This is a genomic window from Streptomyces sp. NPDC110618 (assembly GCF_055657065.1).
On sequence record NZ_JBVKBN010000033.1, the window covers coordinates 20,162 to 35,563 of the forward strand.

Here is a 15,402-nt window from a genome sequence, read left to right on the forward strand (position 1 = left end):
ACGAGATGGAGTGGCACCGGATGCAGCACGCAGTGGGTTCTCCGCTGCCGCCGCCCCACCAGCCGGGGCACGGACCGGCCGTCGGCTGGTCCCCGGCCGCACAACACCCGGGTCCGCACCAGGGAGCCGCCCCGGTGCCCCCGCCCCCGGGATTCACCGCACCGCCCCCCGGCCAGGTGCCGCCCGCCCCGCAGCACATCCCGCCGCACCCGGCCCCGGACACCACCGGCCATGTGCCGCTGCCGCCCGGCGGCCCGGTCGCCATGCCGACCACCCCGGCCGCGCCCGACCCGTCCACGACCACGCTCGCGGTGCTGCTCATCGGCCCGGCCGGCGCCGGGAAGACCAGCGTCGCCAAGTACTGGGCCGACCACCGCCGGGTCCCCACGGCCCACATCAGCCTCGACGACGTGCGCGAGTGGGTCCGCTCCGGGTTCGCCGACCCGCAGACCGGCTGGAACGACAACTCCGAGGCCCAATACCGGCTGGCCCGCCGCACCTGCGGCTTCGCCGCGCGCAACTTCTTGGCCAACGGCATCTCCTGCATCCTCGACGACGCGGTCTTCCCGGACCGTCCGGTCGTCGGCCTCGGCGGCTGGAAGCGCCATGTCGGCCCCGGCCTGCTGCCGGTGGTCCTGCTGCCCGGCCTGGAGATCGTCCTGGAGCGCAACGCCCAGCGCACCGGCAACCGCCGCCTCACCGACGAGGAGGTGGCCCGCATCCACGGCCGGATGGCGGGCTGGTACGGCTCGGGCCTGCCGATCATCGACAACTCCCAGATGGACGTCCCGCAAACGGCCCAGGTCCTCAACGAGGTCCTGTCCCGCTCGATAGCCAGCCCGCCGAGCTGGTAGGCGCCGGGGGATTTCTTCGCGCGGGTGCGCGGGGGCCGAGGGCACTTCTCCGCGCGGGTGCGCGGGGATCAGAGGGCACTTCTCCGCGTGGGTGCGCGGAGATACGGCGCTGAGCAGGCGCCGGGCAACTGCTCCGACCTCCAGGGCCGCGGGGAACCGCGTGACCGGCCCCCACTCACCCGCACCCGGCGATCCATCGCAGCCCACCCCCACACGGCCCTCCCAAAACGCGCACACCGGACAAAACTCCTACGCTCGACACATGTCAGAGGTGTACGCCACCCGAAGAGCAAGACTCCGCGACCGCTGCCAGGCCGGCGGCAGCCAGTCCGCCCTGGTCACGCGCCCCGCCAACGTCCGCTACCTCGCGGGCGCGGCCCCCCGTGGCGCCGTCCTGCTGATCGGCCGTACCGAGGACGTCCTGGTGTGCGCGAGCCCCCCGGAAGACCGCCCCTCCGAGGGCCGCCCCGACGAGGCCCTGCGAGTGCACGTCCTCCCCAGTGCCGGAGGCGACCCGGCGGTGGCCGCCGCCGACCTCGCCGACGCCCAGCGCGCCGACACCCTGGCCGTGGAGGAGCACCACCTGACCGTCGCCCGGCACCGGGAGATCCGCTCGGTGGCCCCCCGTATCCGCCTCGCCGACCTCGGCGGGGCCGTGGAACAGCTCAGGGTGGTCAAGGACGAGGAGGAGATCTCCTGTCTGCGCATCGGCGCCGAGATCGCCGACCAGGCGCTCGGGGAACTCCTGGAGTCCATCCTCGTCGGCCGCACCGAGCGGCATCTCGCGCTGGAACTGGAGCGCCGGCTGGTCGACCACGGCGCCGACGGTCCCGCCTTCCCGACCTCCGTCGCCACCGGGCCGAACTCCGGTCGCCGCGGGCACCGGCCCACCGACCGGCGGGTCGAGGAGGGCGACTTCCTCTCCGTCTGCCTGGGCGCCACCTACCGCGGCTACCGCTGCGAGATCGGCCGCACGTTCGTCATCGGCACCTCGCCGGCGGACTGGCAGATCGAGCTGTACGACCTGGTCTTCGCCGCTCAGCGCGCCGGACGGGAGACCCTGGCGCCCGGCGCGGCGTTCCGGGACGTGGACCGCGCGGCACGTCAGGTGCTGGACTCCGCGGGCCATGCGGAGGGACTGCCACTGCTCACCGGGCACGGCGTCGGACTCGAAATCGACGAGGACCCGCAGTTGGCCCCCGCGGCCATGGGTAAACTGGACGCTTGCGTGCCGGTCACCGTCGAACCGGGGGTCCACCTCCCGGGCCGGGGCGGCGTCCGGATCGATGACACGCTCGTCGTCCGCCCCGAGGCGGACGGCGGACCCGAGCTACTCACCATCACGACCAAGGAGCTGCTCGCACTATAGGCAGGTGCGTGCCCCCGGGGTCGTCCACGTCAGTCCAGGAGATTCCGCAACCGTGGCTTCCACGAACGACCTCAAGAACGGCATGGTGCTCAAGCTCGAAGGCGGCCAGCTCTGGTCCGTCGTCGAGTTCCAGCACGTCAAGCCCGGCAAGGGCCCCGCCTTCGTGCGCACCAAGCTCAAGAACGTGCTCTCCGGGAAGGTCGTCGACAAGACCTTCAACGCCGGCGTGAAGGTCGAGACGGCCACCGTCGACAAGCGCGACATGCAGTTCTCCTACATGGACGGCGACTACTTCGTCTTCATGGACATGGAGACCTACGACCAGCTGATGGTCGACCGCAAGGCCGTCGGCGACGCCGCCAACTTCCTGATCGAGGGCTTCACCGCCACCGTCGCGCAGCACGAGGGCGAGGTGCTCTTCGTCGAGCTGCCCGCCGCCGTCGAGCTGACCATCCAGGAGACCGAGCCGGGCGTCCAGGGCGACCGCTCCACCGGTGGCACCAAGCCCGCCATCCTGGAGACCGGCCACCAGATCCAGGTCCCGCTCTTCATCACCACCGGTGAGAAGATCAAGGTCGACACCCGCACCAGCGACTACCTCGGCCGGGTGAACAGCTAACCGTGGCTGCCCGCAACACGGCCCGCAAGCGCGCCTTCCAGATCCTCTTCGAGGGCGACCAGCGTGGCGTCGACGTCCAGACGGTCCTCGCGGACTGGGTCCGGCACTCCCGGACCGACACCCGGCAGCCGCCGGTGAGCGAGTACACGATGGAGCTGGTCGAGGGCTACGCCCGGCGGGCGGCGCGCATCGACGAGCTGATCGCCCAGTACTCGGTCGGCTGGACGCTGGACCGGATGCCGGTCGTGGACCGCAACATCCTGCGGCTCGGCGCCTACGAGCTGATCTGGGTCGACGGCACTCCCGACGCCGTCGTGCTGGACGAGATGGTGCAGCTGGCCAAGGAGTTCTCCACGGACGAGTCGCCCTCGTTCGTCAACGGCCTGCTCGGCCGGCTGAAGGAGCTCAAGCCCTCGCTGCGCCGCGAGGAGGCGTAGGAGAGCCCGCCGGTTCTCGGAAGGCCCACAGCGAGTCGCTGTGGGCCTTCCTCGTGTCCGTGGGCCATGCGTGAGCATGGCCGCACGAAAAAAGACCGCCGGGGTGGCCCGAACCGATTGGTTCCGGCCACCCCGGCGGCACGTTTCTGCTGAGTCGCCAGAAGGCTCAGCTCTCCTCGTGGGACACCGCGCGACGGGCGTCGGCGTCCAGCACACCCCAGCTGATCAGCTGCTCGGTGAGGACCGAGGGGGACTGGTCGTAGATGACGGCGAGTGTGCGCAGGTCGTCCTGGCGGATCGAGAGCACCTTGCCGTTGTAGTCACCGCGCTGCGACTGGATCGTCGCCGCGTAGCGCTGGAGCGGGCCCGCCTTCTCGGCCGGCACGTGCGCCAGCCGCTCCAGGTCCAGGACCAGCTTCGGCGGCGGCTCGGCGGCGCCGCCCGGAGTGGTGCCCGGGAGCAGTTCCTGCACCGGCACGCCGTAGAAATCCGCCAGCTCGGCAAGACGCTGCACGGTCACGGCACGGTCGCCGCGCTCGTACGAGCCGACCACCACGGCCTTCCAGCGCCCCTGGGACTTCTCCTCGACACCGTGGAGGGAAAGGCCCTGCTGGGTGCGGATGGCCCGGAGCTTGGCCCCGAGCTGTTTGGCGTATTCGCTGGACATATAGCTCCCCGGACACTGTGTCGTCGACGCGGCGGGAGGGGTTCCTGCCGCGCGGCTGGTAACTCACTGTGAGGTTACGCAGCGTGACTCTCGTGCGTCAAGCCGAATGGTCCACACCGACTCTTCCGTGATAGCCGTGGCTGATTACGCCAAGGGGGTGATCGGGGTCCGTTTCCCGGCCTGCTACGGTGGATGACGCAAACCCGACGTCCTTTAAGGTCCGTCCCGTGAGGCGGAGAAGGAGGTCCGTTTCGTATGGACACCCAAGCGTCCGATGCGCGGCCCGTTCTTGAGGGTCCCGACATCGCGCGGGTCCTGACCCGCATCGCCCACGAGATCGTCGAACGCGCCAAGGGCGCCGACGACGTGGTACTCCTCGGCATTCCCACCCGTGGCGTCTTCCTCGCCCGGCGGCTCGCCGACAAGCTCGAAGAGATCACCGAACGCAAGATCCCGGTCGGCTCGCTGGACATCACCATGTACCGCGACGACCTGCGCATGCACCCGCCGCGCGCCCTCGCCCGCACCGAGATCCCCGGTGACGGCATCGACGGCCGCCTCGTCGTCCTCGTCGACGACGTCCTGTTCTCCGGCCGCACCATCCGCGCCGCCCTCGACGCGCTCAACGACATCGGCCGCCCCCGCGCGGTGCAGCTCGCCGTGCTCGTCGACCGTGGCCACCGTGAACTGCCCATCCGTGCCGACTACGTCGGCAAGAACCTCCCCACGTCGTTGCGGGAGACGGTCAAGGTCCACCTCGTCGAGGAGGACGGTCGCGACACCGTCCTGCTCGGTGTGAAGCCGACCCAGTAGCGAGCCGACCGGACCCGCCGGAACCCGGCGTGCCCTCGCCTGCCCGGAATCTCCCGAACTGAACTGCCTTACGGAGCCTGACAGATGCAGCGTCATCTCATCTCGGCCGCCGATCTCACCCGCGACGACGCCGTCCAGATCCTCGACACCGCCGAGGAGATGGCCCGGGTGGCCGACCGGCCCATCAAGAAGCTGCCGACCCTGCGCGGCCGCACCATCGTCAACCTCTTCTTCGAGGACTCCACGCGGACCCGGATCTCCTTCGAGGCCGCCGAGAAGCGCCTGTCCGCCGACGTCATCAACTTCTCCGCCAAGGGGTCCAGCGTCTCCAAGGGCGAGTCCCTGAAGGACACCGCCCAGACCCTGGAGGCCATGGGCGTCGACGCCGTGGTGATCCGGCACGGCGCCTCCGGGGCGCCCTACCGGCTCGCCAACTCCGGCTGGATCGACGCGGTCGTCATCAACGCCGGTGACGGCACCCACCAGCACCCCACCCAGGCGCTGCTCGACGCCTTCACCATGCGCCGCCGCCTGGTCGGCCGGGACGCCGGCATCGGCCAGGACCTCTCCGGCAAGCGCATCACCCTCGTCGGTGACGTCCTGCACAGCCGGGTCGCCCGCTCCAACGTCGACCTGCTGCACACCCTCGGCGCCGAGGTCACCCTGGTCGCCCCGCCCACCCTGCTCCCGGTCGGCATCGAGACCTGGCCCTGCGAGGTCTCCTACGACCTCGACGCCACCCTGCCCAAGTCCGACGCGGTGATGATGCTCCGCGTCCAGCGCGAGCGGATGAACGCCGCGTTCTTCCCCACCGAGCGCGAGTACTCCCGCCGCTACGGCCTGGACGGCGACCGCATGGCGAAGATGCCCGAGCACGCCATCGTGATGCACCCCGGCCCGATGGTCCGCGGCATGGAGATCACCGCCGAGGTCGCCGACTCCGAGCGCTGCACCGCCATCGAGCAGGTCGCAAACGGAGTCTCCATCCGGATGGCCGTCCTGTACCTGCTGCTGGGCGGCAACCAGCCCGCCGTCACCCACACCCGCGTCGAGGAGAAGTAAGACGATGAGCAAGATCCTGATCCGTGGTGCGAAGGTGCTCGGCGGCGAGCCGCAGGACGTCCTGATCAACGGCGAGGTCATCGAGGCCGTAGGCACCGGCCTGTCCGCCGAGGGCGCCGAGGTCGTCGAGGCCGAGGGCAAGGTGCTCCTGCCGGGCCTGGTCGACCTGCACACCCATCTGCGCGAGCCCGGCCGCGAGGACTCCGAGACCGTCCTGACCGGTACCCGCGCCGCCGCCGGCGGCGGCTACACGGCCGTGTTCGCCATGGCCAACACCTTCCCCGTCGCCGACACCGCCGGTGTGGTCGAGCAGGTCTACCGGCTCGGCCAGGAGCACGGCTACTGCGACGTCCAGCCCATCGGCGCCGTCACCGTCGGCCTGGAGGGCAAGAAGCTCGCCGAGCTGGGCGCCATGCACGACTCGGCCGCCGGGGTCACCGTCTTCTCCGACGACGGCAAGTGCGTCGACGACGCCGTGATCATGCGCCGCGCCCTGGAGTACGTGAAGGCCTTCGGCGGCGTCGTCGCCCAGCACGCCCAGGAGCCGCGCCTCACCGAGGGCGCCCAGATGAACGAGGGCGTCGTCTCCGCCGAGCTTGGCCTCGGCGGCTGGCCCGCCGTCGCCGAGGAGTCGATCATCGCCCGCGACGTGCTGCTCGCCGAGCACGTCGGCTCCCGCGTCCACATCTGCCACCTCTCCACCGCCGGCTCCGTCGAGATCGTGCGCTGGGCCAAGTCCCGCGGCATCGACGTCACCGCCGAGGTCACCCCGCACCACCTCCTGCTCACCGACGAACTGGTGCGCACCTACAACCCCGTCTACAAGGTCAACCCGCCGCTGCGCACCGAGCGCGACGTGCTGGCCCTGCGCGAGGCCCTCGCCGACGGCACCATCGACATCGTGGCCACCGACCACGCCCCCCACCCGCACGAGGACAAGGACTGCGAGTGGGCCGCCGCCGCCATGGGCATGGTCGGCCTGGAGACCGCACTGTCCGTGGTGCAGGAGACCATGGTCGACACCGGGCTCCTCGACTGGGCCGGGGTCGCCGCGCGCATGTCCTTCAAGCCCGCCGAGATCGGGCAGGCCAAGGGCCACGGCCGTCCCGTCTCGGCAGGTGAGCCCGCCAACCTCACCCTCGTCGACACGGCATACCGTGGACAGGTGGACCCCGCGGGCTTCGCCTCGCGCAGCCGCAACACCCCGTACCAGGGGCGTGAGCTGCCGGGCCGTGTGACGCACACGTGGCTCCGGGGCAAGGCCACGCTCGTCGACGGGAAGCTCACGTGACACCCCTTTTGACCATCGCCGCAGACCAGAAGTCGGCCGAGGTGACCGACTGGGCCGCCCGCATCGGCTGGCTCGTCGGACTCGCCCTCTTCGTCGCCCTCGTCTACTGGCTGATGCGCGAGGGCTGGAAATGGCGCGGAACCCTCCAGAGCGACCTGCCGGAGCTGCCCAGCGCGCCGTCGGAGCCGGGCGAGGCCACACTGACGATGAGCGGCCGCTACCACGGCTCCACCACCGCCGGACAGTGGCTCGACCGGATCGTGGCGCACGGCCTGGGCACCCGCAGCCGGGTCGAGCTCACCCTGACCGACGCGGGCCTGGTCGTCGAACGCCCCGGGGCGCGCGACTTCTTCGTCCCGGCCGGACAGCTGCGCGAGGCCCGGCTGGACAAGGGCATCGCCGGCAAGGTGCTCACCGAGGGCGGGCTGCTCGTGGTGACCTGGGCGCACGGCGACCGCCTGATCGACTCCGGCTTCCGCTCGGACACCGCCGCCGAGCACACCACCTGGGTCGACACCCTGAACCAGATGATCAACAACACGGAAGGCGCACGATGACGACCTCCACCCGGGGAGCCACGAGGGTTCCCGCCGTCCTCGTCCTGGAGGACGGCCGCATCTTCCGCGGCCGTGCCTACGGGGCCGTGGGGGTGACCTTCGGCGAGGCCGTGTTCTCCACCGGTATGACCGGCTACCAGGAGACCCTGACGGACCCCTCCTACCACCGCCAGGTCGTCGTGATGACCGCGCCGCACGTCGGCAACACCGGCGTCAACGACGAGGACCCCGAGAGCAAGCGCATCTGGGTCTCCGGCTACGTCGTGCGCGACCCCGCGCGCGTGCCCTCCAACTGGCGCTCGCGCCGCTCCCTCGACGAGGAACTGCGCCACCAGGGCGTCGTCGGCATCTCCCACATCGACACCCGCGCCCTCACCCGCCACCTGCGCGAGCGCGGCGCCATGCGCGTCGGCATCTTCTCCGGCAACGCCCTGCCCGACGAGGGCACCATGCTCGCCGAGGTCCGCCAGGCCCCCGAGATGAAGGGCGCCGACCTCTCCGCCGAGGTCGCCACCGAGGAGGCGTACGTCGTCCCCGCGATCGGCGAGAAGAAGTTCACCGTCGCCGCCGTCGACCTCGGCATCAAGGGCATGACCCCGCGCCGGATGGCCGAACGCGGCATCGAGGTCCACGTGCTGCCCGCCACGGCCACCGCCGAGGACGTCTACGCCGTCAACCCGGACGGCGTGTTCTTCTCCAACGGCCCCGGCGACCCGGCCACCGCCGACCACCCGGTCTCCGTGATGCGTGCGGTCCTGGAGCGCGGCACCCCGCTCTTCGGCATCTGCTTCGGCAACCAGATCCTCGGCCGCGCCCTCGGCTTCGGCACCTACAAGCTGAAGTACGGCCACCGCGGCATCAACCAGCCCGTGCAGGACCGTACGACCGGCAAGGTCGAGGTCACCGCGCACAACCACGGCTTCGCCGTCGACGCCCCGCTCGACCAGGTCTCCGAGACCCCCTACGGCCGCGCCGAGGTCTCCCACGTCTGCCTCAACGACAACGTGGTGGAGGGCCTGCAGCTCCTCGACCGCCCGGCCTTCAGCGTCCAGTACCACCCCGAAGCGGCAGCGGGCCCGCACGACGCCGCCTACCTGTTCGACCGCTTCGTATCCCTGATGGAGGGCCAGCGTGCCTAAGCGCACCGATATCCAGTCCGTCCTGGTCATCGGCTCCGGCCCGATCGTCATCGGCCAGGCCGCCGAGTTCGACTACTCCGGCACGCAGGCCTGCCGCGTGCTCAAGGCCGAGGGCCTGCGCGTCATCCTGGTCAACTCCAACCCGGCGACGATCATGACCGACCCGGAGATCGCCGACGCCACCTACGTCGAGCCGATCACCCCGGAGTTCGTCGAGAAGATCATCGCCAAGGAGCGCCCCGACGCCCTGCTGCCCACCCTGGGCGGCCAGACGGCCCTGAACACCGCGATCTCCCTGCACGAGAACGGCGTCCTGGACAAGTACGGCGTGGAACTGATCGGCGCCAACGTCGAGGCCATCCACAAGGGCGAGGACCGCGACCAGTTCAAGCTGGTCGTCGACGCGGTCAACGCCAAGATCGGCCACGGTGAGTCCGCCCGCTCGGTGATCTGCCACTCCATGGACGACGTCCTCAAGGGCGTCGAGGAACTCGGCGGCTACCCGGTCGTCGTCCGCCCCTCCTTCACCATGGGCGGCGCCGGCTCCGGCTTCGCCCACGACGAGGAGGAGCTGCGCCGCATCGCCGGCCAGGGCCTCACCCTCTCGCCGACCACCGAGGTGCTCCTGGAGGAGTCCATCCTCGGCTGGAAGGAGTACGAGCTGGAGCTGATGCGCGACAAGCACGACAACGTCGTGGTCGTCTGCTCCATCGAGAACTTCGACCCCATGGGCGTGCACACCGGTGACTCCATCACCGTCGCGCCCGCGATGACGCTCACCGACCGCGAGTACCAGATCCTGCGGGACATCGGCATCGCCGTCATCCGCGAGGTCGGCGTCGACACCGGCGGCTGCAACATCCAGTTCGCGGTCAACCCGGACGACGGCCGCGTCATCGTCATCGAGATGAACCCGCGCGTCTCCCGGTCCTCGGCGCTCGCCTCCAAGGCCACCGGCTTCCCCATCGCCAAGATCGCCGCGAAGCTCGCCGTCGGCTACACCCTCGACGAGATCCCCAACGACATCACCCAGGAGACCCCGGCCTCCTTCGAGCCCACGCTTGACTACGTCGTCGTCAAGGCCCCGCGTTTCGCCTTCGAGAAGTTCCCGCAGGCCGACTCCACGCTGACCACCACGATGAAGTCGGTCGGCGAGGCCATGGCCATCGGCCGCAACTTCACCGAGGCCTTCCAGAAGGCGCTGCGCTCGCTGGAGAAGAAGGGCAGCCAGTTCACCTTCGTCGGCGAGACCGGCGACAAGGACGAGCTGCTGCGCGAGGCGGTCCGCCCCACCGACGGCCGGATCAACGCCGTCATGCAGGCCATCCGCGCGGGCGCCACCCCCGAGGAGGTCTTCGAGGCCACCAAGATCGACCCCTGGTTCGTCGACCAGCTCTTCTTGATCAAGGAGATCGCCGACGAACTCGCCGAGGCGAGCGAGCTCACCCCCGACCTGCTCGCCGAGGCCAAGCGGCACGGCTTCTCCGACCTGCAGATCGGTGAGATCCGCGGGCTGCGCGAGGACATCGTCCGCGAGGTGCGGCACGCGCTCGGCATCCGCCCGGTCTACAAGACCGTCGACACCTGCGCCGCCGAGTTCGCCGCGAGGACCCCGTACTTCTACTCGTCCTACGACGAGGAGAGCGAGGTCGCCCCGCGCGAGAAGCCCGCGGTGATCATCCTCGGCTCCGGCCCCAACCGCATCGGCCAGGGCATCGAGTTCGACTACTCCTGCGTCCACGCCTCCTTCGCGCTGCACGACGCCGGGTACGAGACCGTGATGGTCAACTGCAACCCGGAGACCGTCTCCACCGACTACGACACCTCCGACCGCCTGTACTTCGAACCCCTGACGCTGGAGGACGTGCTGGAGATCGTCCACGCCGAGTCCCTCGCGGGCCCGGTCGCGGGTGTGATCGTCCAGCTCGGCGGCCAGACCCCGCTGGGCCTGTCGCAGGCGCTGAAGGACAACGGCGTGCCGATCGTCGGCACCTCCCCGGAGGCGATCCACGCCGCCGAGGACCGCGGCGCCTTCGGCCGCGTCCTGAAGGAGGCCGGCCTGCCCGCCCCCAAGCACGGCACCGCCACCACCTTCGCCGAGGCCAAGGCCATCGCCGACGAGATCGGCTACCCGGTCCTGGTGCGGCCGTCCTACGTGCTCGGCGGACGCGGCATGGAGATCGTCTACGACGAGGCCCGGCTGTCCTCCTACATCGCGGAGTCGACCGAGATCAGCCCCACCCGGCCGGTCCTCGTCGACCGCTTCCTGGACGACGCCATCGAGATCGACGTGGACGCCCTCTACGACGGCGAGGAGCTGTACCTCGGCGGCGTGATGGAGCACATCGAGGAAGCCGGCATCCACTCCGGCGACTCCGCGTGCGCGCTGCCCCCGATCACCCTCGGCGGCTTCGACATCAAGCGGCTGCGCGCCTCCACCGAGGCCATCGCCAAGGGCGTCGGCGTGCGCGGACTGATCAACATCCAGTTCGCCATGGCCGGTGACATCCTTTACGTCCTGGAGGCCAACCCGCGCGCCTCCCGCACGGTGCCCTTCACCTCCAAGGCGACCGCGGTGCCGCTGGCGAAGGCCGCCGCCCGGATCTCGCTCGGCGCGACCATCGCCGAGCTGCGCGCCGAGGGGCTGCTCCCGGCCACCGGCGACGGCGGCGAGCTGCCGCTGGACGCGCCGATCTCCGTCAAGGAGGCCGTCATGCCGTGGTCGCGCTTCCGCGACATCCACGGCCGCGGCGTGGACACCGTCCTCGGCCCGGAGATGCGCTCCACCGGCGAGGTCATGGGCATCGACTCCGTCTTCGGCACGGCGTACGCCAAGTCCCAGGCCGGCGCCTACGGCCCGCTGCCCACCAAGGGCCGCGCGTTCATCTCGGTCGCCAACCGCGACAAGCGTTCGATGATCTTCCCGGCGCGCGAGCTGGTCGCCCACGGCTTCGAGTTGATGGCCACCTCCGGCACCGCCGAGGTCCTCAAGCGCAACGGCATCAACGCCACCGTCGTGCGCAAGCAGTCCGAGGGCCCCGGCCCGAACGGCGAGAAGACCATCGTCCAGCTCATCCACGACGGCGAGGTCAACCTCATCGTCAACACCCCCTACGGCACCGGCGGCCGCCTGGACGGCTACGAGATCCGTACGGCGGCCGTGGCGCGGTCCGTGCCGTGCCTGACGACCGTCCAGGCGCTGGCCGCCGCCGTTCAGGGCATCGACGCCCTCAACCATGGCGACGTGGGCGTGCGCTCCCTCCAGGAACACGCCGAACATCTGACCGCGGCCCGCGACTAGCAGCCCTGAGGGGGACACCGGAAACGGTGTCCCCCTCTTGGTGAGGACACCACTTCCCGGTGAGGACCATGTACAAGTTCTTCTTCAACCTCGTCTTCAAGCGGATGGACCCCGAGCAGGCGCACCACCTCGCCGTCCGCTGGATCCGGCTCGTCGCCGGCATCCCGGTACTGCGCACCTTCGTCGCCGCCGTGCTCGCGCCCCGTCACAAGGAACTGCGCACCGAGGCGTTCGGCCTGCGCCTGCACAGCCCGTTCGGGCTCGCCGCCGGCTTCGACAAGAACGCCGTCGCCGTGGACGGCCTGGCCATGCTCGGCTTCGACCACGTCGAGATCGGCACCGTCACGGGGGAGCCGCAGCCCGGCAACCCCAAGAAGCGGCTGTTCCGGCTGGTGCCGGACCGGGCGCTGATCAACCGCATGGGCTTCAACAACGAGGGCTCGCTGGCCGTCGCCGCCCGCCTGGCCTCCCGTACGCCCGTCTTCCGCACCGTCCTCGGCGTCAACATCGGCAAGACCAAGGTGGTGCCCGAGTCCGAGGCGACCGCCGACTACGTGAAGTCCGCCGAGCGGCTGGCGCCGTACGCCGACTACCTGGTCGTGAACGTGTCCTCGCCGAACACGCCCGGCCTGCGCAACCTCCAGGCCACCGAGGCGCTGCGCCCGCTGCTGACCGCCGTGCGCGAGGCGGCCGACAGCGCGGTGCGCGCGCGCCGCGTGCCGCTGCTGGTGAAGATCGCGCCGGACCTCGCCGACGAGGACATCGACGCTGTGGCCGACCTGGCCGTCGAGCTCGGCCTGGACGGCATCATCGCCACCAACACCACCATCGCCCGCGAGGGCCTCGGCCTGACCTCCGAGCCCGCCCTCGTCCAGGAGACCGGCGGCCTGTCCGGCGCCCCGCTCAAGGAGCGCTCCCTTGAGGTGCTGCGGCGCCTGTACGCGCGCGTGGGCGACCGGATCACCCTGGTCGGCGTCGGCGGCATCGAGAACGCCGAGGACGCCTGGCAGCGCATCCTGGCCGGCGCCACGCTGGTCCAGGGCTACAGCGCCTTCATCTACCAGGGCCCGTTCTGGGCCCGTGCCATCCACAAGGGGCTCGCCGCGCGCCTGCGCACCAGCCCGTACGCCACCCTCGCCGACGCGGTCGGCGCCGACGTCAGGAAGGCCGCAGTATGACTCTGGAACCCTTCGGTGCCCGGCTGCGCAGTGCCATGGACGAGCGCGGGCCGCTGTGTGTCGGCATCGACCCGCACGCCTCCCTCCTGCAGGAGTGGGGCCTGAACGACGACATCGCCGGTCTGGAGCGGTTCAGCCGCACCGTCGTGGAGGCGATGGCGGACCGGGTGGCCGTGCTGAAGCCGCAGAGCGCGTTCTTCGAGCGCTTCGGCTCGCGCGGCATCGCGGTGCTGGAGAAGTCCGTGGAGGAGGCCCGCGCGGCCGGGGCACTGGTCGTGATGGACGCCAAGCGCGGCGACATCGGCTCGACCATGGCCGCCTACGCCGAGGCCTTCCTGCGCAAGGACTCCCCGCTCTTCTCGGACGCCCTGACCGTCTCCCCGTACCTCGGCTACGGCTCCCTGTCGCCCGCCGTGGCGATGGCCCGGGAGAGCGGCGCCGGGCTCTTCGTACTGGCGCTGACCTCGAACCCGGAGGGCGGCGAGGTGCAGCACGCGGTACGGGCCGACGGGCGCACTGTGGGCGCGACCGTGCTGGCGCACCTGGCCGCGGAGAACGAGGGGGAGGAGCCGCTGGGTTCCTTCGGCGCGGTGGTCGGCGCCACGCTGGGCGATCTGTCGACGTACGACCTGAGGATCAACGGCCCGCTCCTGGCGCCCGGCATCGGCGCCCAGGGAGCGACGGCCGCGGACCTTCCCCGGGTGTTCGGTGCGGCGGTGCGCAATGTGGTGCCGAACGTCAGCCGGGGTGTGCTGCGGCACGGTCCCGACGTGGCCGCGCTGCGGTCGGCGGCGGAGCGGTTCGCGGAGGAGGTCCGGGCCGCCGTGGCGGCGGCCTGAGCCGTCGGCGCAGGTCGGAACGGGCCGACCCCGGGCGGACGTATTTAGACGCTTGTTCGACTCCTCGGAGGGTGGCTCCGAGGCGACTTGAGCCTGAATACATCCTCAAATCCGGGGCAATATGTCCGAAAAGTCCGTCCTGGCGGAGGCTGACCAGGACTTTTCCGCTGTTCTCGCTGACTCTGGCCCACTTGCCCGCTAGTCTCCGAGCAGAGAACGGGCAAGCGTGTTGCTCGTGGCTCCCCAGGTGTGGGGCGACTAGGTTCCTCACCGGTCCGTATCCGACAGTTCAACATCCGAGGTGACGTAGGCGTGGCTCTTCCGCCCCTTACCCCTGAACAGCGCGCAGCCGCGCTCGAAAAGGCCGCCGCGGCTCGCCGGGAGCGGGCCGAGGTCAAGAATCGACTCAAGCACTCCGGCGCCTCCCTGCACGAGGTCATCAAGCAGGGCCAGGAGAACGACGTCATCGGCAAGATGAAGGTCTCCGCCCTCCTTGAGTCCCTGCCGGGCGTGGGCAAGGTCCGCGCCAAGCAGATCATGGAGCGACTCGGCATCTCCGAGAGCCGCCGAGTGCGTGGCCTCGGCTCCAACCAGATCGCGTCCCTGGAGCGTGAGTTCGGCAGCACCGGTTCCTGATCCCGCACTTAGGCGGGAAGGGAGTCCCGGGCACCCCGGGATTGCTGGAATAATCGCTGCATGAGTGAACGTCCGCGGCTGACCGTGCTCTCCGGCCCCTCAGGGGTCGGCAAGAGCACGGTCGTCGCCCATATGCGCAAGGAACACCCCGAGGTCTGGCTCTCGGTGTCGGCGACGACCCGCAAGCCCCGCCCCGGCGAGCAGCACGGAGTCCACTACTTCTTCGTCACCGACGACGAGATGGACAAGCTGATCGCCAACGGCGAGCTGCTGGAATGGGCCGAATTCGCCGGCAACCGCTACGGCACGCCCCGCGCGGCCGTGATGGAGCGCTTGGAGAAGGGCGAGCCCGTGCTGCTGGAGATCGATCTCCAGGGCGCACGGCAGGTCCGCGAGTCGATGGCGGACGCCCATCTGGTGTTCCTGGCTCCTCCCTCCTGGGAGGAGCTGGTGCGCAGGCTCACCGGCCGGGGCACCGAACCCCCCGAGGTCATCGAGCGCCGCCTTGAGGCGGCCAAGATCGAGCTGGCCGCCGAGCCGGAGTTCGACGAGACCCTGGTCAACACCTCCGTCGAGGACGTGGCGCGCGAGCTGCTAGCCTTGATGGACGTTGTGTGATCGTCTCTGATCGCCTGACTGA

General features: G+C 70.5%; 15 protein-coding genes. 14 read left to right on the forward strand and 1 reads right to left on the reverse strand.

Features of this window, described 5'->3' with window-relative positions; all coding sequences use genetic code 11:
* Positions 1 to 20 precede the first annotated feature (20 nt).
* From ACZ7L7_RS35020 to nusB, 4 genes are all read left to right on the forward strand, one after another.
* Positions 21 to 854 carry a Pro-rich N-terminal domain-containing protein gene (locus tag ACZ7L7_RS35020; RefSeq protein ID WP_285511387.1) on the forward strand — a complete coding sequence of 278 codons (834 nt, stop codon included), beginning with the start codon at positions 21 to 23 and terminating at the stop codon, positions 852 to 854.
* Positions 855 to 1,116: 262 nt separating this feature from the next.
* Positions 1,117 to 2,223, forward strand: a complete 1,107-nt coding sequence (locus tag ACZ7L7_RS35025; protein ID WP_453609264.1) for an aminopeptidase P family protein — start codon at positions 1,117 to 1,119, stop codon at positions 2,221 to 2,223.
* Between the two features lie 52 nt (positions 2,224 to 2,275).
* Positions 2,276 to 2,842, forward strand: coding sequence for an elongation factor P (gene efp, locus ACZ7L7_RS35030; RefSeq protein WP_285511385.1), 567 nt, complete (start codon positions 2,276 to 2,278; stop codon positions 2,840 to 2,842).
* Positions 2,843 to 2,844: 2 nt separating this feature from the next.
* Positions 2,845 to 3,279 carry a transcription antitermination factor NusB gene (nusB, locus tag ACZ7L7_RS35035; RefSeq protein ID WP_285511384.1) on the forward strand — a complete coding sequence of 145 codons (435 nt, stop codon included), beginning with the start codon at positions 2,845 to 2,847 and terminating at the stop codon, positions 3,277 to 3,279.
* 166 nt (positions 3,280 to 3,445) lie between these two features.
* Here the strand turns inward: nusB and bldD are convergent, their stop codons facing one another.
* Complete coding sequence (gene bldD / locus ACZ7L7_RS35040) at positions 3,446 to 3,946, reverse strand: transcriptional regulator BldD (protein WP_003956405.1); 501 nt, start codon at positions 3,944 to 3,946, stop codon at positions 3,446 to 3,448.
* Between the two features lie 255 nt (positions 3,947 to 4,201).
* On the opposite strand from bldD, the gene pyrR reads away from it, so the two are divergent.
* The 10 genes from pyrR to gmk all read left to right on the forward strand — a co-directional run bounded on the left by pyrR (position 4,202) and on the right by gmk (position 15,380).
* Positions 4,202 to 4,759: a bifunctional pyr operon transcriptional regulator/uracil phosphoribosyltransferase PyrR gene (pyrR, locus tag ACZ7L7_RS35045; RefSeq protein WP_285511383.1), complete on the forward strand. Its 558-nt coding sequence runs from the start codon at positions 4,202 to 4,204 to the stop codon at positions 4,757 to 4,759.
* 84 nt (positions 4,760 to 4,843) lie between these two features.
* Positions 4,844 to 5,821 (forward strand): aspartate carbamoyltransferase catalytic subunit, encoded by a 978-nt coding sequence (locus ACZ7L7_RS35050; RefSeq protein ID WP_285511382.1) that lies wholly within the window; start codon positions 4,844 to 4,846, stop codon positions 5,819 to 5,821.
* Between the two features lie 4 nt (positions 5,822 to 5,825).
* Positions 5,826 to 7,112, forward strand: coding sequence for a dihydroorotase (locus ACZ7L7_RS35055; RefSeq protein WP_472077890.1), 1,287 nt, complete (start codon positions 5,826 to 5,828; stop codon positions 7,110 to 7,112).
* A complete protein-coding gene (locus ACZ7L7_RS35060; protein ID WP_285511381.1) occupies positions 7,109 to 7,669 on the forward strand; it encodes a PH-like domain-containing protein in 561 nt (186 codons plus the stop codon). The genes ACZ7L7_RS35055 and ACZ7L7_RS35060 overlap by 4 nt, the downstream gene beginning before the upstream one ends.
* Complete coding sequence (gene carA, locus ACZ7L7_RS35065; RefSeq protein WP_471429908.1) at positions 7,666 to 8,808, forward strand: glutamine-hydrolyzing carbamoyl-phosphate synthase small subunit; 1,143 nt, start codon at positions 7,666 to 7,668, stop codon at positions 8,806 to 8,808. The genes ACZ7L7_RS35060 and carA overlap by 4 nt, the downstream gene beginning before the upstream one ends.
* A complete protein-coding gene (carB, locus tag ACZ7L7_RS35070; RefSeq protein WP_285511379.1) occupies positions 8,801 to 12,109 on the forward strand; it encodes a carbamoyl-phosphate synthase large subunit in 3,309 nt (1,102 codons plus the stop codon). Before carA ends, carB begins: the two co-directional genes overlap by 8 nt.
* Positions 12,110 to 12,177: 68 nt before the next feature.
* A complete protein-coding gene (locus tag ACZ7L7_RS35075; protein WP_453606482.1) occupies positions 12,178 to 13,287 on the forward strand; it encodes a quinone-dependent dihydroorotate dehydrogenase in 1,110 nt (369 codons plus the stop codon).
* Entirely contained in the window at positions 13,284 to 14,126 is an 843-nt protein-coding gene (gene pyrF, locus ACZ7L7_RS35080; protein WP_285511378.1) for an orotidine-5'-phosphate decarboxylase, read from the forward strand. The genes ACZ7L7_RS35075 and pyrF overlap by 4 nt, the downstream gene beginning before the upstream one ends.
* A gap of 312 nt (positions 14,127 to 14,438) precedes the next feature.
* The gene (locus ACZ7L7_RS35085) at positions 14,439 to 14,762 is read left to right on the forward strand and encodes an integration host factor (protein ID WP_003977346.1); all 324 of its coding nucleotides are present in this window, start codon (positions 14,439 to 14,441) and stop codon (positions 14,760 to 14,762) included.
* Positions 14,763 to 14,822: 60 nt separating this feature from the next.
* On the forward strand, positions 14,823 to 15,380 hold the full coding sequence (gmk, locus tag ACZ7L7_RS35090) for a guanylate kinase (protein WP_285511377.1): 558 nt from the start codon (positions 14,823 to 14,825) through the stop codon (positions 15,378 to 15,380).
* Positions 15,381 to 15,402: the final 22 nt, after the last annotated feature.

What these genes read in the sequence shown, in the direction of transcription:
- carA (WP_471429908.1), top strand. Translation starts at nt 7,666, where the DNA reads ATGACGACCTCCACCCGGGGAGCCACGAGGGTTCCCGCCGTCCTCGTC.
- ACZ7L7_RS35050 (WP_285511382.1), top strand. Translation starts at nt 4,844, where the DNA reads ATGCAGCGTCATCTCATCTCGGCCGCCGATCTCACCCGCGACGACGCC.
- pyrF (WP_285511378.1), top strand. Translation starts at nt 13,284, where the DNA reads ATGACTCTGGAACCCTTCGGTGCCCGGCTGCGCAGTGCCATGGACGAG.
- pyrR (WP_285511383.1), top strand. Translation starts at nt 4,202, where the DNA reads ATGGACACCCAAGCGTCCGATGCGCGGCCCGTTCTTGAGGGTCCCGAC.
- ACZ7L7_RS35020 (WP_285511387.1), top strand. Translation starts at nt 21, where the DNA reads ATGCAGCACGCAGTGGGTTCTCCGCTGCCGCCGCCCCACCAGCCGGGG.
- bldD (WP_003956405.1), bottom strand. Translation starts at nt 3,946, where the DNA reads ATGTCCAGCGAATACGCCAAACAGCTCGGGGCCAAGCTCCGGGCCATC.
- ACZ7L7_RS35055 (WP_472077890.1), top strand. Translation starts at nt 5,826, where the DNA reads ATGAGCAAGATCCTGATCCGTGGTGCGAAGGTGCTCGGCGGCGAGCCG.
- gmk (WP_285511377.1), top strand. Translation starts at nt 14,823, where the DNA reads ATGAGTGAACGTCCGCGGCTGACCGTGCTCTCCGGCCCCTCAGGGGTC.
- ACZ7L7_RS35025 (WP_453609264.1), top strand. Translation starts at nt 1,117, where the DNA reads ATGTCAGAGGTGTACGCCACCCGAAGAGCAAGACTCCGCGACCGCTGC.
- ACZ7L7_RS35075 (WP_453606482.1), top strand. Translation starts at nt 12,178, where the DNA reads ATGTACAAGTTCTTCTTCAACCTCGTCTTCAAGCGGATGGACCCCGAG.